This window comes from Boseongicola aestuarii (assembly GCF_900184815.1).
In the GTDB taxonomy this organism is placed as follows: Bacteria; Pseudomonadota; Alphaproteobacteria; order Rhodobacterales; family Rhodobacteraceae; genus Boseongicola; species Boseongicola aestuarii.
Genome location: NZ_FXXQ01000001.1, coordinates 452,263 through 472,288 on the forward strand (window position 1 = coordinate 452,263; position 20,026 = coordinate 472,288).

Annotated in this window: 20 protein-coding genes and 4 tRNA genes; 9 read left to right on the forward strand and 15 right to left on the reverse strand. The window is 58.6% G+C overall.

What is annotated here, in order from left to right; translation table 11 throughout:
- Positions 1-12: 12 nt before the first annotated feature.
- From BOA8489_RS02205 to BOA8489_RS02215, 3 genes are all read right to left on the reverse strand, one after another.
- Positions 13-1,302, reverse strand: coding sequence for a helix-turn-helix domain-containing protein (locus BOA8489_RS02205; protein ID WP_093972322.1), 1,290 nt, complete (start codon positions 1,300-1,302; stop codon positions 13-15).
- 117 nt (positions 1,303-1,419) lie between these two features.
- On the reverse strand, positions 1,420-2,643 hold the full coding sequence (gene hemA, locus BOA8489_RS02210; RefSeq protein ID WP_093972323.1) for a 5-aminolevulinate synthase: 1,224 nt from the start codon (positions 2,641-2,643) through the stop codon (positions 1,420-1,422).
- Between the two features lie 81 nt (positions 2,644-2,724).
- Positions 2,725-3,315, reverse strand: coding sequence for a hypothetical protein (locus tag BOA8489_RS02215; protein WP_093972324.1), 591 nt, complete (start codon positions 3,313-3,315; stop codon positions 2,725-2,727).
- 117 nt (positions 3,316-3,432) lie between these two features.
- Between BOA8489_RS02215 and BOA8489_RS02220 the strand changes: the two genes are divergently transcribed.
- Positions 3,433-4,809, forward strand: a complete 1,377-nt coding sequence (locus tag BOA8489_RS02220) for a M20/M25/M40 family metallo-hydrolase (protein ID WP_093972325.1) — start codon at positions 3,433-3,435, stop codon at positions 4,807-4,809.
- On the opposite strand, the gene BOA8489_RS02225 is transcribed toward BOA8489_RS02220, so the two are convergent.
- From BOA8489_RS02225 to BOA8489_RS02240, 4 genes are all read right to left on the reverse strand, one after another.
- Positions 4,806-5,660: an alpha/beta fold hydrolase gene (locus BOA8489_RS02225; RefSeq protein WP_093972499.1), complete on the reverse strand. Its 855-nt coding sequence runs from the start codon at positions 5,658-5,660 to the stop codon at positions 4,806-4,808. The genes BOA8489_RS02220 and BOA8489_RS02225 overlap by 4 nt on opposite strands.
- 105 nt (positions 5,661-5,765) lie before the next feature.
- Positions 5,766-5,842 (reverse strand) — tRNA-Asp (locus tag BOA8489_RS02230).
- A gap of 122 nt (positions 5,843-5,964) precedes the next feature.
- Positions 5,965-6,041: transfer RNA gene (locus tag BOA8489_RS02235), tRNA-Asp, on the reverse strand.
- A gap of 41 nt (positions 6,042-6,082) precedes the next feature.
- Entirely contained in the window at positions 6,083-7,021 is a 939-nt protein-coding gene (locus BOA8489_RS02240; protein WP_093972500.1) for a LysR family transcriptional regulator, read from the reverse strand.
- A gap of 87 nt (positions 7,022-7,108) precedes the next feature.
- Between BOA8489_RS02240 and BOA8489_RS02245 the strand changes: the two genes are divergently transcribed.
- Positions 7,109-7,726, forward strand: coding sequence for a class I SAM-dependent methyltransferase (locus tag BOA8489_RS02245; protein WP_093972326.1), 618 nt, complete (start codon positions 7,109-7,111; stop codon positions 7,724-7,726).
- Positions 7,727-7,799: 73 nt separating this feature from the next.
- Here BOA8489_RS02245 and BOA8489_RS02250 read toward each other — a convergent pair whose 3' ends face one another.
- The 5 genes from BOA8489_RS02250 to BOA8489_RS02270 form a co-directional block, all read right to left on the reverse strand.
- Positions 7,800-8,741, reverse strand: a complete 942-nt coding sequence (locus BOA8489_RS02250) for a pirin family protein (RefSeq protein WP_093972327.1) — start codon at positions 8,739-8,741, stop codon at positions 7,800-7,802.
- A gap of 137 nt (positions 8,742-8,878) precedes the next feature.
- Positions 8,879-8,954: transfer RNA gene (locus tag BOA8489_RS02255), tRNA-Val, on the reverse strand.
- A gap of 60 nt (positions 8,955-9,014) precedes the next feature.
- Positions 9,015-9,479: a redox-sensitive transcriptional activator SoxR gene (gene soxR / locus BOA8489_RS02260; RefSeq protein ID WP_245813627.1), complete on the reverse strand. Its 465-nt coding sequence runs from the start codon at positions 9,477-9,479 to the stop codon at positions 9,015-9,017.
- A gap of 369 nt (positions 9,480-9,848) precedes the next feature.
- The gene (locus BOA8489_RS02265; RefSeq protein ID WP_093972328.1) at positions 9,849-10,424 is read right to left on the reverse strand and encodes a histidine phosphatase family protein; all 576 of its coding nucleotides are present in this window, start codon (positions 10,422-10,424) and stop codon (positions 9,849-9,851) included.
- Positions 10,425-10,562: 138 nt separating this feature from the next.
- A tRNA-Val gene (locus BOA8489_RS02270) sits at positions 10,563-10,637 on the reverse strand.
- 274 nt (positions 10,638-10,911) lie between these two features.
- Between BOA8489_RS02270 and BOA8489_RS02275 the strand changes: the two genes are divergently transcribed.
- Positions 10,912-11,121, forward strand: coding sequence for a hypothetical protein (locus BOA8489_RS02275; RefSeq protein WP_093972329.1), 210 nt, complete (start codon positions 10,912-10,914; stop codon positions 11,119-11,121).
- An 87-nt stretch (positions 11,122-11,208) separates the two neighbouring features.
- On the opposite strand, the gene lon is transcribed toward BOA8489_RS02275, so the two are convergent.
- Complete coding sequence (gene lon / locus BOA8489_RS02280; RefSeq protein WP_093972330.1) at positions 11,209-13,620, reverse strand: endopeptidase La; 2,412 nt, start codon at positions 13,618-13,620, stop codon at positions 11,209-11,211.
- A gap of 357 nt (positions 13,621-13,977) precedes the next feature.
- Here lon and BOA8489_RS02285 point away from each other — a divergent pair, with 357 nt between their 5' ends.
- The gene (locus BOA8489_RS02285; protein ID WP_093972331.1) at positions 13,978-14,487 is read left to right on the forward strand and encodes a hypothetical protein; all 510 of its coding nucleotides are present in this window, start codon (positions 13,978-13,980) and stop codon (positions 14,485-14,487) included.
- Positions 14,488-14,549: 62 nt separating this feature from the next.
- Entirely contained in the window at positions 14,550-15,464 is a 915-nt protein-coding gene (locus BOA8489_RS02290; protein WP_093972332.1) for a hypothetical protein, read from the forward strand.
- Here the strand turns inward: BOA8489_RS02290 and tgt are convergent.
- Positions 15,461-16,591, reverse strand: coding sequence for a tRNA guanosine(34) transglycosylase Tgt (gene tgt, locus BOA8489_RS02295; protein WP_093972333.1), 1,131 nt, complete (start codon positions 16,589-16,591; stop codon positions 15,461-15,463). The genes BOA8489_RS02290 and tgt overlap by 4 nt on opposite strands.
- Positions 16,592-16,721: 130 nt before the next feature.
- Between tgt and BOA8489_RS02300 the strand changes: the two genes are divergently transcribed.
- From BOA8489_RS02300 to tpiA, 4 genes are read left to right on the forward strand one after another with little or no spacing between them, the layout of a single operon-like run.
- The gene (locus BOA8489_RS02300) at positions 16,722-17,081 is read left to right on the forward strand and encodes an SUF system Fe-S cluster assembly protein (protein WP_093972334.1); all 360 of its coding nucleotides are present in this window, start codon (positions 16,722-16,724) and stop codon (positions 17,079-17,081) included.
- A 5-nt stretch (positions 17,082-17,086) separates the two neighbouring features.
- The gene (locus tag BOA8489_RS02305; RefSeq protein WP_141138215.1) at positions 17,087-17,650 is read left to right on the forward strand and encodes a sugar O-acetyltransferase; all 564 of its coding nucleotides are present in this window, start codon (positions 17,087-17,089) and stop codon (positions 17,648-17,650) included.
- Positions 17,651-17,674: 24 nt separating this feature from the next.
- Positions 17,675-18,064, forward strand: a complete 390-nt coding sequence (locus tag BOA8489_RS02310) for a HesB/IscA family protein (RefSeq protein ID WP_093972336.1) — start codon at positions 17,675-17,677, stop codon at positions 18,062-18,064.
- Positions 18,065-18,118: 54 nt separating this feature from the next.
- Positions 18,119-18,865 carry a triose-phosphate isomerase gene (gene tpiA, locus BOA8489_RS02315; protein WP_093972337.1) on the forward strand — a complete coding sequence of 249 codons (747 nt, stop codon included), beginning with the start codon at positions 18,119-18,121 and terminating at the stop codon, positions 18,863-18,865.
- A gap of 62 nt (positions 18,866-18,927) precedes the next feature.
- Here tpiA and zapE read toward each other — a convergent pair whose 3' ends face one another.
- Positions 18,928-20,016: a cell division protein ZapE gene (gene zapE / locus BOA8489_RS02320; protein ID WP_093972502.1), complete on the reverse strand. Its 1,089-nt coding sequence runs from the start codon at positions 20,014-20,016 to the stop codon at positions 18,928-18,930.
- Positions 20,017-20,026: the final 10 nt, after the last annotated feature.

Here is a 20,026-nt window from a genome sequence, read left to right on the forward strand (position 1 = left end):
ATCATTCCGGTGTCAGTTCGACGCCGCCGCTGCGGCGACGGAAACGAAACGCGCCAAGTCGGAATCGCCCTCAATATCAGCCACTTGATACGTCGAAAGGATTGCATCCCGCGCAAGAGAAACGTTCTTGACGACCTGAGGCCCGGACCCTGCGGGACCATAGGTCGCGCCGTTCACCGCGAAATAGAGCGACCCCGCGTTGCCGGCACGCAAGGTTGCGGGTTCTTCTGTTGTCGGCAATTCAAACTGTTCGCCCGCGTCGAGGATCTTCTCGAAAATCACCGTGCCGTCGGCGCCTGTCACCCGCACCCAGGACGGGCGCACAGCGAACAGGGACAGTGTCGGCGAAGCGATCTGGACGACCTGCACCGATGGCAGCAAATCATCTGTCTCAAGACCGGCGGCCAGGTTCGCGGCCAGGGCGTTGGTATCGCCGGGAACGGCAAACGGCAGATTGTCAGGACGCGGTGGCTCGTTCGCTGCCAAACGCGCATCAAGTGTCGGTGCGAACACACCGAAGGAGTTCGGGTCAATCGCCGCAATCGGACCATCGCGCGCAACCATCACTGGCACATCAAGCGCTTCAGGACGTGACAAGCGGTCAATGCTATCGGCTCCCGTGACAAGCCCGGCCGTCACATCAGGGCTCGCGCCCTCGGTGTCCGCAGAAGCCACGACCTGCGACATCGGATCAAGTTCGGCGAGGACCTCGGGCGTCTGCTCAACCGGCGTAAACCGCACTTTCTGCACTTCCTGCAAGACCGACCAGCCACCGAAACCGATACCTGCGATCAGCACCATCAATACCATGACCGAACCGACGGCCCGCGGTTCGACACCCGCAAATACGGCCTCGCCCTTGGGCATGTAACTGACGCTGGGTTCAATAAAGGGATCACGCAAATGCGCGGGCTTCTTTTCACCCTTGGCAGCTCCGATTTTCGCGACTGGCTTTGACTTGCGCCGCACCGAAGCGTCCGCGGACATGCCATGAGCAACCGAGAAATTGCCTTCTTCGCAGAAGGTCTTGAACGCCCATTCAGGGTCAAGGCCGAGGTAGCGCGCGTAAGAGCGCACATATCCGGCAATGAAGCCGGGAGTCTCGAACGCCGAAGCGTCTGTGTTTTCAATCGCCGAAATATAGTTTGCCTTGATCTTCAACTCGCGCTGAACATCCAGCAGGGACTTACCAAGCGTGGCGCGCTCGCCCCGCATGATATCGCCGAGCAACAGGTCAAAGTCGTCGAAACCCCTCAGTTTCGCCGGCTCTTCGTCCTGTGACGTCTCGGGACGCCTGCTCATGTTTCCTGCCCCATTTGATCTCACCGCTGTCCACACCCCGTAACCCGCAGAATCGGTCACGAGAATAATGCGAAAATGTTAACACACCCCTCGCACCTGGTCACTTGTGGATAAGTCTTACGCAGAGAGTTCGGCGCGATTGAGCGCACAATGCGACCAAAGTTCGTCCATGGCATTGACGACTGCATCCATTTCACGCGGCCCGTGAACCGGTGACGGCGTGAACCTCAAACGCTCGGTTCCGCGCGGAACCGTCGGAAAATTGATCGGCTGCACGTAAATGCCGAACTTGTCCAAAAGCATGTCGCTGAGGATTTTCGTATGCACTGGATCTCCGACGATGACAGGCACAATGTGGCTGCCGTGATCGATGATCGGCAGACCCAAACCCTTCAGTCTCAGCTTCAGAATGCTGGCTTGTCTCTGGTGGTCTTCGCGCCGCTTCTTATCCGTCTTCAAGATCCGGATACTGGCCGCTGCGCCTGCTGCCACAGCAGGCGGCAACGAGGTCGTGAAGATGAAGCCCGGCGCGTAAGACCTTACAGCATCACACATTTTCTCACTTGCCGCTATATAGCCACCATGCACGCCATAGGCTTTGCCGAGGGTGCCGTTGATGATGTCGATGCGGTGCATCAGCCCGTCGCGCTCGGCAACACCGGCACCGCGCGGACCATACATGCCGACTGCATGAACCTCATCGAGATAGGTCAGTGCGTTGAACTCATCGGCAAGATCGCACAGTTCCCTGATCGGGCCGAAATCGCCATCCATCGAATAGATCGACTCGAACGCGATCAGCTTGGGGGCCGCCGGATCATCCGCCTCAAGCAACTGGCGCAGATGCGCGAGGTCGTTGTGCCGGAAAATCCGTTTCTCGCCACCGTTGCGGCGGATGCCTTCGATCATTGAGGCATGGTTCAGGGCATCCGAGTAAATTATCAGCCCGGGGAACAGTTTCGGCAGTGTGGATAACGTTGCGTCATTGGCAATGTAGGCCGAGGTAAACAGCAAAGCTGATTCCTTGCCGTGAAGGTCGGAAAGCTCGGCCTCCAGAGCCTTGTGATACACTGTCGTACCGGAAATATTGCGTGTGCCTCCAGAACCCGCGCCGGTCGCATCCAGCGCTTCGTGCATTGCGGCCAGAACTTCGGGGTGTTGACCCATTCCAAGATAATCGTTGCCACACCAGACAGTTACGGGCTGCTTGCTTCCATCTTTGCGCACCCGAACGGCGTGCGGAAACTGTCCGCGCGTGCGTTCGATGTCGATGAAAGTCCGATAGCGACCTTCTTCGTGCAGCTTGTTCAGGGCCGCATCCAGCTGGTTGTTGTAATCCACGTCTTCAGTCTCCGTACTTGGAACAGGTCTAAGTTACCCGCCAGTCTGAGGGCAAGGTCCAAATTGCCGCGATGACATAGATCAATCCTCGACGATTACAGCACAATCGTTCGCTCCCTTGGCGTCCTGAGCGCAAGCCGCCAGCGCCGCACTTTCAGTCGGCGCCATGGCCCATGCGCCCGTTGCACGAGAAACCGCAAAAAACTTCGCCCCCCGCAGAAAGATATAGCGGTCAAAAAAGACCCGTGTTGCATCATGAGACAGGCTGACCGCACGCTTTTGGTATCCCGGCGGCAATATCCGTGCCGCAAGACGGCATTCGCCCGATGTGGCGCGCTTTGCGGTCATGCAGGCCGCAATCGCCGCTTGGTCCGCGGCCTCGATAGTGTGGAAGTTGAACGCGCCCTGCAGGGCTTCGCTCACCAGGCCTTCGTCAGGCGCATAGGCCAATGCGCCGTAAAACTTGGCCTTCATCCCGGTTTGTTGCTCGATCAGCGGGATCAATGTCGTGATCGTCGCGCGCTCTTTTTCAGACAGGCTTTGCGATAGCTGCAAACCAATTCCCGACGTGTCGAACAATTCAAGACTCGCCCTCTGCCCGCCTATCGGCTCGGCCACACTTGCTCCACTCGCCAAACCCAAAACCACCAATACCGAAAGGATCGCGCGCATCACTCACTCCTTTTGCACTCCCTGCGACCATATAGCCCGCGGCCGCGTCAGACCAGACTGGACGCCAAGCGCTGGCCTGCTAACGTCTGCCAAGCCCAAAAGACCGGAGACCGCCCCATGAGCCTCGACACCATTCTCGCCCGTATCGATGACGACCTGCCAGAAGCGCTGGAACGTCTGATGACGTTGCTGCGCATCCCGTCGATCTCGACCGACCCGGCCTACAAGAAAGACTGCCTCAGCGCTGCTGAATGGGTGGTGGCTGACCTTGCTTCGATCGGTGTCGACGCCGAAGTCCGCCCGACCACAGGTCACCCGATGGTTGTCGGCCATGTCGGTGAAGGCGCGCCGCACCTCTTGTTTTACGGCCACTACGACGTGCAGCCCGTGGATCCGCTGAACCTTTGGAAGCGCGATCCCTTTGATCCGGCGATCGAAGACACGCCAAACGGTAAAGTAATCCGCGGTCGCGGTGCGAACGATGACAAAGGCCAGTTCATGACCTTCGTCGAGGCCTGCCGCGCCTGGAAAGCCGTCACCGGCACCTGGCCTTGCAAGGTCACCTTTTTCTTCGAAGGCGAAGAAGAATGTGGCTCGCCTTCGCTTGTGCCGTTTCTGAAAGAAAACGCCGACGAACTGTCAAAACCCGATATCGCGCTGATCAGCGACACCAGCCTTTTCGACCGCGAAACACCTGGCATCACCACCATGCTGCGTGGTCTTCTCGGGGAGGAACTGATCATCACTGGCCCCGACCGCGATCTCCATTCCGGTGCCTACGGCGGTGCCGCGATGAACCCGGCGCGCGTTCTGGCGAAAACCATCGCAAGCCTGCACGACGACACTGGCCGCGTCACCGTTCCCGGCTTTTACGACGGCGTCCCCGAGATCAAACCGAATATCATGGCGCAATGGGAGGCGCTCGGCTTTGACGCCGAAGGCTTCCTTGGCGATGTCGGTCTTTCGGTTCCGGCAGGCGAAAAAGGCCGAAGTGTGCTTGAAATGATCTGGTCCCGCCCGACCTGCGAAGTGAACGGGATGCAAAGCGGTTATAACGGAGACGGCTTCAAGACCGTCCTTCCTTCGATTGCGCGCACGAAAATAAGCTTCCGCTTGGTCGGCACGCAGGACCCAGCCAAGATCCGCAAGGATTTCCGCGCGATGGTGCAGGCGCAAATGCCTGCCGACTGCGAAGTTGAGTTCATCGATCACGGCTGCTCGCCCGCTTCTGTCATGAGAACCGACGATCCATCTTTCGAAAAAGCCCGTGAAGCCCTGTCTCAGGAATTCCCAAAAGCCGCAGCGTTCATCGGCAGCGGCGGTTCAATCCCAATTGCCGGACATTTTCAGGACATCCTCGACATCGACACAATGCTGATCGGCTTTGGTCTGGAAGACGATGGCCTTCACAGCCCCAACGAAAAGTATGACGTGCGCAGCTTCCACAAAGGTATCCGAAGCTGGGCGCGCATTCTGGACCGTCTTACATCTTAGACGTCGCCTAGAAACCGGCGCAAAGCCTCCAACGTCGCCTCTGGCGACTGGTCGGGAAAGAAATGACCGCCGGGGATTGCCTCGGCGGTCATGGCCTCCAGCCACCCGCTCCAGGTTCCCGGCACATCGAACAAGCGCCCCATTACCCCAGTAGCCCCAAAGAGCACCAAAGCCGGACCGGCAAATCGTCGCCCGATGTCCTCGGCGTCATGTGTCACGTCAACCACCAAAGCCGCGCGGTAATCATTCGTCATGCCAGCAATCGTCGCCGGTTTGCGCCAAGCTTCACGATACGCCTCGATCGCCGCGAAATCCGATACCTTCGCCCCGCCCCAGCCAAGCAGACAGGCCTCATAGAAATGATCCGGGTCGGCTCCGATCATGTGCTCCGGGAAGGGCGGAGGCTGGGCCAGATACGACCAATGAAAATACGCCGCGGAAACATCAGACGACCAGTGCGCCAGCAGATCATAGGTCGGCACGATGTCCATCACCGTCAGGGACATCACATGATCCGGCGCATCCAGCGACAACCGATGCGCCACCCGCGCGCCGCGGTCATGCCCGACCAGATGAAACCGCTCGTGGCCAAGCGCGCGCATCAGTGCCAGCATATCGCCCGCCATCGCACGAAACGCGTAGTTCGAAAGATCCGGCAAAGCGTCAGGCTTGGACGACGCCCCATAGCCCCGCAGGTCTGCCGTGATGACCGTGAAGTCCTGCGCCAATCCCTCGGCAATCGGTGCCCACATCGCTCGCGTCTGGGGAAACCCGTGCAACAACAACACCGGAGGCCCCGCCCCGTCGACGTCATAGGCTATCTTGATTTCGCCATGATCAAATACTGCCATGGAAATAAGCGTCGTGGCAGTTGCCAGGGATTTCAAGGGAAGAAGATGCTTTCGCCGCTTTTTCAAAACGACTGACTCTGACCTTTCCTTCGGAACAGGTCTTAGTGGCGCGGTTGACGGGGCTCGAACCCGCGACCCCCGGCGTGACAGGCCGGTACTCTAACCAACTGAGCTACAACCGCGCGATGGGGGTGATCTAAGCGAGGCACACACCCGCGTCAATCAACAATATCCCTCTGGACGCTACATATTTCTAGGCGGCCGCCGGGGCGGCGTTTTTCGCAGTATCGTGAAGGGAATGTGTTGGCGCGGTTGACGGGGCTCGAACCCGCGACCCCCGGCGTGACAGGCCGGTACTCTAACCAACTGAGCTACAACCGCGTACCCAACCCGCGCGCTTCTAGGGATAGTCATCAAACGCGTCAAGCAGATTTGGACCGCTCACGGCGTTTCAGGGTGTCCGTCTCGACCTTGTGCGCCAAAAGATGCGTCGCCAATGCGTCGAATACGATCCGTACGCGCCTGTTCGTCCGCAACTCCCGTGGCGCCACCAGCCAGACCGGAAACTCGAACGACAAGGCTTCGCGCAAGACCGGCACCATGTCCGGCAACTTCACTCCAACGTCCCATCCGTTGATTCCAAGCCCCAGACCGCGTCGCGCCAACTCCCAGTGCACGATGTGACTTTCCGAGCGCGCAACCACATTCGCTGCCGTCATCGGCACGCCGCGTGCCTTCAGCGTATCCAGAAACTGGCTGGTATCACCGAACCCAATCAATGGCGTATCCGCAAGATCCGAAAGCGCGTCAAACGGACCATGTTCTGCAACAAAGTCACTCGTCGCAAAAAGTCCGCCGGTTTCGGTCTTGATCTTGCGGGCAATCAGGTCCGGATCGGTCGGCTCGGCATTGCGGATCGCGATATCCGCCTCGCGGCGTCGCAAATCACTCAAGGAATTGGTGGAAACGATATCAATCAGAATACCGGGATGGCTCGCATGCAATATCTCGACGAATTCCGGCAGGACATAGGCCGAATACAACTCGGTGGCAGTGATCTTGATCGTGCCCTCCACGGACTGCGACTGTCCCGAGGCTGCCAGCGACAAACGCGTCGCGGCTTCTCCCATGGCTCGCACATGGTCGGCGACTTCCAACGCAGCGGGCGTCGGGACCAACTGCCGTCCAGCCCGCTCAAACAAGGTCACCTCCAGATGCGCCTCCAATGCCGCGACCTGACGTCCCAGCGTCGGTTGCGTCAAACCCAACGCCCGCGCCGCCGCCGAAAGCGAACCTTCTTCAAGCGTCGCCAAAAAGGCGCGCACCTGGTTCCAGTCAAAGTCTACCGCCTGCCAATTCATGCAAATTCGTATAGCATACCTGCGCGTTTCCGCAATTTCCATGCGCAGGCGTTCGTACGAAACCAAGTCAATCAAGGAGAACAACCGATGAGCAACGCCGACTTCTGGAACCGCATCGCGCGCAAGTACGCCAAGCACCGCATCTCGAACATGCCGGCCTACGAACAGACCCTCGAACATGTCCGCCGCCACCTGCGCCCCCAAGACCAAGTGCTCGAAGTCGGCGGCGGCACCGGCTCAACCGCTATTTTGCTCGCGCCGTCCGTCTCGCACTATACCGGCACCGACTATGCCGAGGAAATGATCGCCATCGCGCAGGAAAAGCTGACGGCCGATCCCGTCGCAGGCCTCGAATTCATGGTCGCAGAAGCAGACCTTGAAGCCGTCGCCGCCGAAAGCAAAGACGTCGTTCTCGCCTTCAACCTTTACCATCTCGTTCCTGATCTGAACGCCGCCATTGCCGCGGCCAACCGCGTCCTGAAACCCGGCGGACTCCTTATCACCAAAACCCCCTGCCTCGGGAAAAAGTGGTACCTGCGGCCCGTCATCAAAGCGATGCAGCTTGTCGGCAAAGCCCCCCAGGTGGCGTTCCTCACCAACACCACCCTTGAAAACGCCTTCACAGGTGCAGGCTTTGATATTCTGGAGACTGAATACTACGCGGCCAATACGAACAACCGGTTCGTCGTGGCGCGAAAACGCTGACGCACCTGACTTCATCCTTTCCAAAATACCACGGGTGAGCCACCAAAGGTGGCGAGGGCAGAGCCCTTAAACTTCACCGCCCGGGCAAAGGCGTGAACTCAGCGTCATCTCCGGGCGGCAACTGGAAACGGGGATTGCTTTCCCAGTCGCCGCGCCTCCAGGCCTCTTTCGCCTCCTCGATGCGCTCCTTCGAAGAGGCCACGAAATTCCACCAGATATGGCGAGGTCCTTCCAGGGTCGCACCTCCCAGCATCATCAAACGCGCGCCCAGGGCGCCGGCCGTCACGCTTACCCGGTCGCCCGGGCGAAACACCATCATCTGACCGGTTTCAAACGTCTGCCCCGCCACATCGACCGAGCCGCTTACCACATACACACCGCGATCTTCATGATTGTCCGGCATCGGCAGCTTGGCACCGGCGTCAAGCAGCGCATCCGCGTAAAACATCTCGGACGCCACCTCAACGGGGGCCGTCTCACCATAAGCGGATCCCAGAATCAGGCGCACTTCCTTGCCTTCTCCTTCCAGCAAGGGCAGCGCATCTTTGCGCGCATGCTGGAACATCGGCGCGCGGTCTTCGTGGTCTTTCGGCAAAGCCACCCATGTCTGGATGCCGAAAAACGGCATCGGATCCACCTGAGTCGCATCGTCCGTACGCTCGGAATGGGTAATCCCATGCCCCGCAACCATCCAGTTCACAGCCCCCGGCTCGATCCATGAATCCGTCCCCAGACTGTCGCGGTGATGCATCCGTCCGCGATACAGATAACTGATGGTCGCAAGCCCGACATGCGGATGAGGGCGCACATCCAGCCCTCGGGTCGGCAGGAGTTCAGCCGGCCCCATCTGGTCGAAAAAGATGAACGGTCCAACCATTTGGCGCCGCGGCGCCGGCAAGGCGCGCCGCACTTCAAATCCTCCCAGATCGCGCGCACGCGGGACGATCACGGTTTCGATTGCGTCAATGGCATCACCCGTCGGGCAATCAGGATCAAGTGCCGGGTTCCAGCTCATACTCGCGGCTTCCTACATGAAATGCGTTGAGAGTCACTTAGGAAATCCGGCACAGGACCGGTACCGCGATTTTTGAACAGAGGCTGTGAATCCCGCGTCACGCAACGCGGGCGTTTCTCACAAAGCGGGTCGGTGAATGGTGGGTGATGAGAGGCTCGAACTCCCGACATCTTCGGTGTAAACGAAGCGCTCTACCAACTGAGCTAATCACCCACGCCGCGTGTCGTATATTCGGTTTCATCAAAACGCAAGACCCTCGGTTTCAACTTCTTCCTAAATCTCGGCGCGTTCATCTTGTTTGCCGATCCAGCGCCGTGCTCCGGGGCCGTTTTGCCCAAGCGTGTCGGCACTGTTGTAAAGCGGACAGCTCTCCAGCGACAAACACCCGCATCCGATACAGTATCCCATCTGATCCTTCAGCCGGGTCATCAGCGCGATCCGTTCTTCCAGCATCGCCTGCCAAGGGGCCGCAGCTCTAGCCCAGGTCTTGGCACTGACGGCTTTCGTGCGCGGAATGCCGTCCAGAACCAGCTTGATCTCTGCCAAAGGCACCCCGACGCTTTGCGCAATCCGCGTGATCGCCACGCGGCGCAATTCGCGTCGGTCATAGCGGCGATGATTGGCAGGAGTGCGCCAACTTTCGATCAGTCCTTCCGCTTCATAGAAATGCAACGTGGACACCGGCACGCCCGCCCGCTCCGCCATTTCCCCAACGCTCAGATCGCTCGATTTGACCATCTCGCCCTCTCAAGAAAAAAATCGCTTTACCTCAAGTTTACTTGATGTCGTAAGTTGACTGAATAGAAGCTCCGAATCAAGAGGAAACACCCCATAGCCCACGTAATGCACCGCATCACACATCGCATGAAAACATCTCTCAGAAACCACCGCACATCACGGCGCATGGAGGCCGCCTTGCGCGATCCTCATCTCGCGAAAGACATCGGACTGCCACCAACCCTCAACGCCATCAGGAAGTCGGAACCATGGTAATGCCCCGTCTCTTTTCCCGCCCCAAACCCTGCGGCCCGCTGTGTCAGGAAGTCGAGCGCGAAATCGACGCGTTGCGTCTCGCAGAACACCTTGAACAGCTTGGATCTCAAGAGCTCAAAACGTACGATGCACGCCGTCTTGAATGTGGTGAATAACACCCTGCCCGCCCGGCAGATCTTCCATATCCGCCAGCGATAAGCCCATGGCGCGCGTTCGCAGAATACGGGACGTGATGCCATGGGTTACTATGATGGTCGGCTGACGCAGGTGCGCAAGAATAAGACCAGCGCGCTCCCACAAGGCTTCGAACCCTTCGCCGCCCGGAGCCTTGGAATAGACGTCAATCCATCCACCCAGGTTGAAATCCGGCCAACCCGCCCGCATTTCGTCAAGTGTCATCCCGGTCCACTCACCGATCCCGATCTCGCGCAGCCCATCGCAAGGCTCGGCCCCGATCCCCAAGGGCTTCAACGCCAGTTCGCAGGTCCTCAACGCACGACCCTGAGGGCTGGACCACGCCACATGCGTCGTCGCCGAAACGCCTTCCGCCCCCAGCCGTGCGCCCATTTCAACAGCATGAGCCCGGCCCATTTCCGTCAATGGGGAATCCAGACTGCCCTGCCAGCGCCCCTCGCGGTTCCAAACCGTTTCGACGTGACGAAGAACGTAGATCTCGGGATAAGTGGTCATTCTTGAAATACCGACGGCCCTGAACTTGGTGTGCGACAAGAGAATCGAACGACTGACCCAGCGGCTTTCCGCAGGAAAACGCGTCGGTCAGGCCATTCACATCTTGCAACATCTGCATTTGTCGCGGCCTCGTTGCAATGGTGGGTGATAAGAGATTTGACCTCCTGACATCTTCAATGTGAACGAACCGCTCTACCACTGAGCCAATCACCCAAGGGACGTTTTTGTAGCGAGGGTCTCATTCACCTGCAAGAGCATCGATCCGAGAGCTTTTTGCGCCCAAAATCAGTGCGAACCGCCATACAATTCGACAAATTTATCACAAAATCTCGACAGGTGTATTGTGACGCAACGATACATCTTTGAAGCGACGTAACACTGTCATAGATACACCGCCATGGTTCCAGGGTGGGGCCATGCGAGAAATCGCACACAATAGACATGACGTCGAAGCTTCTCGTCGCTCAGTACCGACTAGGGACATGAAATGAAAAACTCTTTTGCAGGTTTTGCAATCGCGGCAATGATGGCCACTTCCGTAAGTGCGGGCGGCCTCGACGCTGCTGTTGAAGAAGAAGCCGTAATGGCACCAGAGGTTGTTGTCGAAGAATCCACCGCGTCTTCGGGCTCGGCTGCCGACATGATCTTCCCACTTGTTGCAATGGCGATCATGGCCGCAACAATTCTGGACCGCTGAATCCTGACAAGACTCACTTAAGGGTCTTGTGAAAAAAGGGCGCGCCTTGCCGGCGCGCACTTTCTCATTTCCGATATCGCCTTCGCGTCAGTGAGCGACAGCACCCGAGCCGCCATCGCGTCCCTCAAGGGCACGCTGTGCCGCCGCGGCCTCTTCCGCAGCCTCGTCCCATTCAATCGGCTCCGGTGCGCGGACCAGCGCGTGCTTCAGAACTTCGCTGACATGCGTGACAGGAATGATGTTCAACCCTTCCTTCACGTTGTCTGGGATCTCTGACAAGTCCTTCTCGTTCTCTTCAGGGATCAGCACCGTCTTGATGCCGCCACGAAGGGCCGCCAACAGCTTCTCTTTCAGACCACCGATCGGCATTGCGTTCCCGCGCAAGGAGACCTCGCCGGTCATCGCAATATCTTTCTTCACCGGAATCTGCGTCAGAACCGAGACGATCGACGTCACCATAGCCAAACCGGCAGACGGCCCGTCCTTTGGTGTTGCCCCGTCGGGCACATGAACGTGAATATCCATCGTGTCGAATTTCGGAGGCTTCACCCCGATCTCGGGCGCAATGGAGCGAACATAACTGGAAGCCGCATCAATCGACTCCTTCATGACATCTCCAAGCTTACCGGTGGTCTTCATCCGACCCTTGCCCGGCAGGCGCAGCGCTTCGATCTGCAACAGATCGCCACCAACGCTCGTCCAGGCAAGACCCGTTACGACGCCGATCTGATCCGTCGCTTCGGCCAGACCATACCGATATTTCTTCACCCCTAGATAGTCTTCGAGGTTTTCCGGGGTGATGACGACCTTGCCCTCAACATTGCGAACGATCTTGGTCACGGCCTTGCGCGCCAGCTTTGCGATTTCACGCTCAAGATTTCGAACACCAGCCTCGCGGGTGTAAGTGCGGATCATCTCGTTCAGCGCCGCATCGGTCAGCTCGAACTCGCTTGGCTTCAATCCGTGGTTTTTCATCTGCTTGGCCAGAAGATGCTGCTTGGCGATCTCTCGCTTCTCGTCCTCGGTGTAACCGGCCAGTGGAATGATCTCCATCCGGTCCAACAGAGGCCCGGGCATGTTGTAGGAGTTGGCTGTCGTCAGGAACATCACGTTCGAAAGGTCGTACTCGACCTCCAGATAGTGATCGACAAACGTGCCGTTCTGCTCCGGATCCAGGACCTCAAGCATCGCCGACGCCGGGTCGCCCCGGAAATCCTGCCCCATCTTGTCGATCTCATCGAGCAAGATAAGCGGGTTCGTCGTTTTTGCCTTCTTCAGCGCCTGAATAATCTTGCCGGGCATTGAGCCGATATAGGTCCGCCGGTGACCGCGAATTTCGCTTTCATCACGCACGCCACCCAGCGAGATGCGAATGAACTCGCGCCCCGTTGCCTTGGCGACAGACTTACCCAGCGAGGTCTTACCCACGCCCGGAGGTCCGACGAGGCACATGATCGGCCCCTTCAGCTTCTTCGAACGCTGCTGCACCGCTAGATACTCGATGATGCGTTCCTTGACCTTCTCAAGCCCATAGTGATCCGCGTCCAGAATAGCCTCGGCACGGCCAAGGTCTTTCTTGACCCGCGATTTCGTGCCCCATGGGATCGCCAGCATCCAGTCGAGGTAATTGCGCACAACCGTCGCTTCCGCCGACATCGGAGACATCGACTTCAGCTTCTTCAGCTCAGCTTCGGCCTTTTCACGGGCCTCTTTTGAGAACTTCGTATTGGCAATCTTCTCTTCAAGCTCGGCGACCTCGTTGGCCCCCTCTTCGCCGTCACCAAGTTCCTTCTGAATGGCCTTCATCTGCTCATTCAAATAGTACTCGCGCTGGGTGCGCTCCATCTGCGACTTCACGCGCGTCTTGATCTTCTTTTCGACCTGCAGCACGGACATTTCGCCCTGCATCAGTCCGTACACGACTTCAAGCCGCTCCGCGACGACAAGCGTCTCCAGAAGCTTTTGCTTCTGGTCAACTTCGACACCCAGATGCCCCGAAACGAGGTCGGCAAGCTTAGCCGCTTCACGGGTCTCGCTGACCTGCGCCAAAGCTTCTTCCGGGATGTTCTTCTTGACCTTTGCATAGCGCTCGAATTCTTCGGCAACCGAGCGCACAAGCGCCTCGACCGACGCTTCGTCGCCCATTTCCTCGCTCAAAGGTTCGGCGAAGGCTTCGAAATACACGTCATTTTCCACGAAATCGGTTATCCGCACGCGCGCACGGCCCTCGACCAGCACTTTGACAGTGCCGTCGGGCAGTTTCAAAAGCTGCAGCACGTTGGCAAGCACGCCTACGCGGAAGATGCCGTCAATCGACGGATCGTCAATCGACGGATCGATCTGGCTGGACAGCAGAATTTGTTTGTCGTCACGCATCACTTCTTCAAGCGCGCGCACCGACTTTTCGCGCCCGACAAAGAGCGGCACGATCATATGCGGAAACACGACTATGTCGCGCAGCGGCAGGACCGGAAAGGAGTCTTCAAAAGAGACGGTCATTATATGTCCTCATACTTGGCAAGAGACCCGGTCCCGACACGCGGCAACCAAAAGCCTCTCCTAACTTTGGTACTATATGTGGGGGTCAGACCACGGGCTTCAACCACTGTTTCAAGCTTTCCCAAGTGTGGGCCTTTCAGATGCAAGGTGCAACCAGTCCCGCAAGGCAATTCGCGAAGTTTGCGAAACTCGTGAAAGGTTCATCATCCCGCCGACGATCGACAACAGACCGGCAGGATACCGCCGTCTGTTTCGTTTTTAGAGAAAATTAATGGATTGGCCGCATTTTAACCTTAGTCTCTTATTAACAAAAAAAGTGCTGAGGGGCGCTCAAACAGGCAAGAATGGGAACTGCATATGTGGGCAGGCTTACGATACGCGGTGCATTTTGAAAGAAGACGGCTTTATTTTGTGACCCTGACGGCCTTTGTCGCAGGTATCCTTTTCTATGCGCGTCTGGACATGGTCCTGTTCGGATTGCCCGCCCCGTTCATTGTCGGGCTGATCTATGCATTCATCATCGGCATTGCTGCGCTCCTTGTCTGCATCCTTGCCCCGTCTTTCCGCTTCATGCTGGAAGCCATCGCCATTTCAAGGCTCGGGATCGCGGCACTGGCCTTCAGTTTCCCCACTCTTGGTGAAACCATTCTTGCCTCACCTCTTCTGAACGCATGTATCGTGGTTGGCTTCGGCGTGGCGGTCAGTCGCGTGATCCACGGCAGAATTGCCCGCTCCGCCCGCACTGGCCTGCGCGCGCGTCTGCACGCCTATGCCACCGAAGGTCGCGGCAAGGTCCGCGTCGCGGGGACTGCTTGGCAACGCAACTATGTCGGCTGGATGGATGATGCGGTCGCCGTCCCGGCCTGACCTCTCTTCGACTCCGAAACAACGTGACTCACCGCCCCTTTATCCGCCGACGAAGCCGCCGTTTGCTGTCCTATACGACCGTGTTTGGGATCGGCTTCATTCTGGCTGCGCTGCAAGCGGGCCGTGACACGATTTGGCTGCCTCTGGTCTGGGGCTTTCAGACCGTAGTTCAGGCCGAAGGGGCCAGCGAGACGTTCGAAGCCTTGCAGCTTTTCTTGCTTCTGGACCTCCCGCCTTTTGCCTTTACTCTACTTGCCATCGCCCTGATTGCATTCGTCCTTGCTTTCATTGCGACCATAGTTGCCATCACACTCGTCCCGATGCGGTTTCAGGCCTACCTCGACGGCATGGTCGGGAGTGCGGCGATCATCCTTGTGTTTGAAGGCCTCGGCCTCGGAAGCACTGTCCGCGCGACCTTTGGCAATATCGGCAGCATCTTATTCTGCTGGGCCGCGATCATGTCGACGTCGTCGGTCGTTTGGAAATACCTGCCTTTCGGATTCTCCTTCAAAAGTAGTTCCATGCGCGCCATCTCCCTGCCCTTGGATAAGGTCGCAGACCGTATGATCCCGGGGCGCGCTCCCGGCACCGACCTCGCGGACATTGACCTTGTCCACCGTCCCCCAAAGGATGGAGAAAACGCCGTATTCGTAGAAATCGCGGACAAAAAAGAAGACGGCACGCTTGCTTTCACCATTCACCATGACGGCCAAAAAGGCTTCGTGCGCGGCCAGGACATGTCCTATGCCCTCACTTCAACCGGCCCAGAAACAACCGAAATAGCGATAAAAACCACCCTCACCGGCATGGCCCCGATGAGCCTTTGGGACTTTTGGAGCCGAAACTTCGCTGAAGACTACGCGGACCACCTTGAAGCGCGCTTGCACGGCGGCAAGGACAAGTCGCTCTACGGCCACCTACAAGCGGCCGCGCGACGCAAAATCGAAAAAAAGCAGCTCAAGACGGCATCTGCCTAAAGCGCATCGATGTCGCCCTTGGCCCGGGTTTCATGAAACCCGCGCTCCCATTCCTCAAAGGCTCCTTCTTCAATAGCCGCACGCATCCCCGACATAATCTCTTGAAAATAATGAAGATTATGCCAGGTCAGCAACATGCCGGAAATCATTTCACCCGCCCGAAATACGTGGTGCAGATAGGCCCGCGAATACTTAGAACACGCCGGACAGGCGCATTGCTCATCCAGGGGCCGCGGATCATCGGCGTGGCGCGCGTTCTTGATGTTCACCACGCCGCGGCGCGTGAACGCCTGACCTGTCCGCCCCGAACGCGACGGCAAGACGCAGTCCATCATGTCAATTCCGCGCTTCACCGCACCCACAATGTCGTCCGGCTTGCCAACGCCCATCAGATACCGTGGCTTGTCGACCGGCAATTGTGCAGGCGCATAATCCAACACGGCGAACATGGCCTCCTGCCCCTCGCCAACCGCAAGCCCGCCCACCGCGTAGCCATCAAACCCGATTCCACGCAAGGCATCGGCACTTTCCTGTCGCAAATCCTGTTCCAGACCGCCTTGCTGAATCCCAAACAACGCGTGGCCCGGCCGGTCTCCAAAAGCTTCGCGCGAGCGCGCTGCCCACCGCATCGACAGCCGCATGCTGTCCTCGATCCGGGCGCGATCGGACGGCAGCGCGGGGCATTCGTCAAAGCACATCACGATATCTGACCCCAACTGTCGCTGAATTTCCATCGAACGCTCGGGCGTCAGTTCGTGCTTGGAGCCATCAATATGGCTCTTGAACGTCACGCCCTTCTCGGTGAGCTTTCGCAAATCCGCCAGACTCATCACCTGAAATCCACCCGAGTCCGTCAGGATCGGGCGCTCCCAGTTCATGAATTTGTGCAAACCGCCCAATCGCTCGATTCGTTCGGCTCCGGGCCGCAGCATCAGATGGTAGGTATTGCCCAACAGAATATCCGCACCCGTCGCCGCAACGCTTTCCGGCATCATCGCCTTCACGGTCGCGGCCGTGCCAACCGGCATGAACGCAGGCGTGCGGATGTTTCCACGCGGAGTCGAAATAACTCCGGTGCGCGCCGCGCCGTCCGTGGCCTTCAGATCGAATGAAAAAGTCGCAGTCATCACGGCCCCCACTTTGCACCAAGAAGCGATGTAAAAGGAAACCCGCGCGCCCGGAACCCCCAATCCCCGCCTTTACCCAAGCGGCCTATTCCCTATATAAAGACTCAAGAACTAGAAATCGGACCGCGTCATGAACTCTACCGCACCCCTTGAAGGGGCTCCGCTGATCAAACCATCCAGCACGGATCACCCGCTGCATGAAGCCGTCGTGGACGCATGTCGATCGGTGTTTGACCCGGAAATTCCGGTCAATATTTTCGACCTCGGCTTGGTCTATACCATTGAAATCGCTGACGAAGGGGCTGTGACGGTTATCATGACCCTTACCGCCCCCGGTTGCCCCGTCGCAGGGGAGATGCCGGGCTGGGTCGCCGATGCGATCGAGCCGCTGCCCGGCGTCAAATCCGTTGATGTCGAACTGACATGGGAGCCGCCCTGGGGCATGGACATGATGTCCGACGAAGCCCGCCTTGAACTCGGTTTCATGTAAGGCCAGTGCCGACCGAAAAAGAAAAAATGATCTCCGGTGCGCTCTATCGCCCGGGTGATCCTCAACTGGTGGCCGAACGCCGGCGGGCGCAGGAACTGATGCGCGTCTACAACCAGACAATCGTCGGCGATCCGGCGCGCGTCGGCATTTTGACTGAGCTTTTGGGCAGCGGCGCTGAAACGGCCGCCGTCAGACCGGCGTTTCAAGTGGACTATGGTTACAACATCTATCTGGGCCAGGGCGTTTTCATGAACTACGGCTGCGTGCTGCTGGATGTCTGCCCGATTCGCATCGGTGACAGAACCGAGATCGGCCCCCTGACGCAAATCCTAGCCGCCGATCACCCGCGCGATCCTGAAACACGCGAAAAAGGGCTCGAACTGGGCCGCCCCGTGACAATCGGCAAGAACGTCTGGATTGGCGGCGGCGCGATCATCCTGCCTGGTGTCACAATCGGCGGTGGCGCCATCATCGGCGCAGGCGCAGTTGTCACGCGTGACGTGGCAGCGCAGGCCACGGTCGCCGGAAATCCCGCGCGCCCGCTTGTTTCAGCGCACACAACGACTTAAATTAGGATCAAAGGAGTAACCCCGATGTTCTCGATCCCCGGCAAACAGGCCGTCCAGATGACCCCGGCTGCGATCACACAGATCGCCAAGCTGATGAATCGCGAAGGCCATGCCGGCCTGCGCATCGGCGTCAAAAAGGGCGGCTGTGCGGGCATGGAATACACCATGGATTACGCCAGCGAGGTCGACCCCATGGACGAAGTCGTCGAACAGGGCGGTGCGCGTGTGATGATCGCACCGATGGCGCAGATGTTCCTTTTCGGCACGGAAATCGACTATGAAACTTCGCTTTTGGAAAGCGGCTTCAAATTCCGTAATCCTAACGTCGAAGACGCTTGCGGATGCGGAGAGTCGATCAAGTTCAAAGACGTCGCGGCTTTGGCGGCAGAACTCGAAAACGCGCCCAAGGCTTGACCTTCCTGCCCCGTCCGCCATTGTCCGCCAAACCCTGAATTTGGAGGACGCCACATGGCGCGCAAACTGGCCGCAGGAAACTGGAAGATGAACGGCACGGGCGCGAGCCTTGCCGAGATTGAAGCCCTCGCCAAGGCATACCCAAACCCCGGCTGCGATATGTTGATCTGTCCGCCCGCCACGCTGTTGTCACGTCTGAGCGAGCGCACATCCGGCACTACGATCAAAACCGGCGGGCAGGATTGCCACGCGGCAACCTCGGGCGCGCATACCGGGGATATCTCCGCCGAAATGATCGCCGACGCAGGCGGCAGCCACGTCATAGTCGGTCATTCAGAGCGTCGCGCCGATCACGGAGAGACGGACAGCGATATCGCCGCGAAAACAGCCGCTGTCTGGAGGGCCGGACTGGTCGCCGTGATTTGCCTGGGCGAAACGCTCGCCGAGCGCGAGGCCGGGCAAACCATAGACGTGGTCGCAAGTCAGCTCTCAGGGTCTGTGCCGGACGGTGCAGATGGCGACAACACCGTGATTGCTTACGAACCGGTCTGGGCCATCGGCACCGGAAAGGTGCCCACACTCGACGAAATCGCCGCTGTCCACGCCGACATCAGGTCTCGTCTCAAGGCACGTTTCGGTGCGGCGGGTGATGATATGCCGATCCTCTATGGAGGCTCCGTAAAACCATCGAACGCCGACGAAATCTTCGGTGTGGCGGACGTAGACGGTGCCTTGGTTGGGGGCGCGTCCTTGAAAGCGGAAGACTTCGGCGGCATCGTCGCCGCGCTTGAGCGTGCATGAGAACGGGGGCTCTGCCCCCGGCCTGTAGGCTTCCCCCGTGGTATTTTTGAAAGGGTGAAGCCCTAGTCTTCGGCCATCCACTCGGCCGATTGCATTTCGCGCAATCTGCTGGCCGTGCGCTCGAACTCAAAGCTGCCCTCGCCTTCGATATAGAGGTTCTCCGGAGTATCGGCTGCCGTCGCGATAAGACGGATGCGGGCCTCATAGAGCGCGTCGATCAGCGTCACGAAGCGCCGCGCCTGATTATAGTTCTCGCTGGACAGCCGCGGGATGTCCTCGAGAATGAGGACCCGGATCGCGTCCGCCAGTGCCAGATAATCCGCAGGCCCCAGCGGCTGCCCGCAAAGGTCGTAGAATTGTGCCCGCGCCACGCCATTTGCAAAAGCCGGAATCGTAACCTCGCGCCCCTTCACTTTCAGAACCAGAGGATGCGACGCATCCCCCGCGAAATCCTGCCAGAGTGCGGATACTTCGGCGCGCGCCGCAGCATCCGCCGGATGGAAGTATGTCTTGGCACCTTCCAGCCGATCCTGCCGCCAATCGCGCGGCGAATGCAGATGCCAGACCTCCATTTTGTCCTTCATCAATGAGATGAACGGCAAGAACAGCGCCCGGTTCAACCCGTCCTTATAGAGGTCGTCCGGCGGCCGGTTCGACGTCGTGACAACCGTCACACCCGCCTCGAACATGCGTTCGAACAAACGCCCGACAATCATCGCATCCGCGATATCGGTGATCTGCATCTCATCAAGACACAAAAGCTGCAGTCCAGCCGCCATTTCGTCCGCCACCGGGCGGATCGCATCGTCCACGCCGGTCTTGCGCGCGGCGTGCAGCGCGGTCTGAACCTCTTGCATGAAAGCGTGAAAGTGCACGCGTCGGCTCTTTTCGACGCCAGCGGCCTCGTGGAACAAATCCATCAGCATGGATTTGCCGCGCCCGACCCCGCCCCACAGATACAATCCCCGAACGGGTTCCGACTTTATGGCGAACATCCAGCCCAGACTGCCACCCTTTTGGGGCGCGTTTCTCAAACCCATCGCGATGCAATCAAGCTCGCTCAAAACTGCCTCTTGCGCCGGATCAGGGGTCAGATGTTCAGCTTCGATTCTGGCGCGATAGGCGGTCGTTATTAGGCTTGTCAGCGACATGCCACAGATG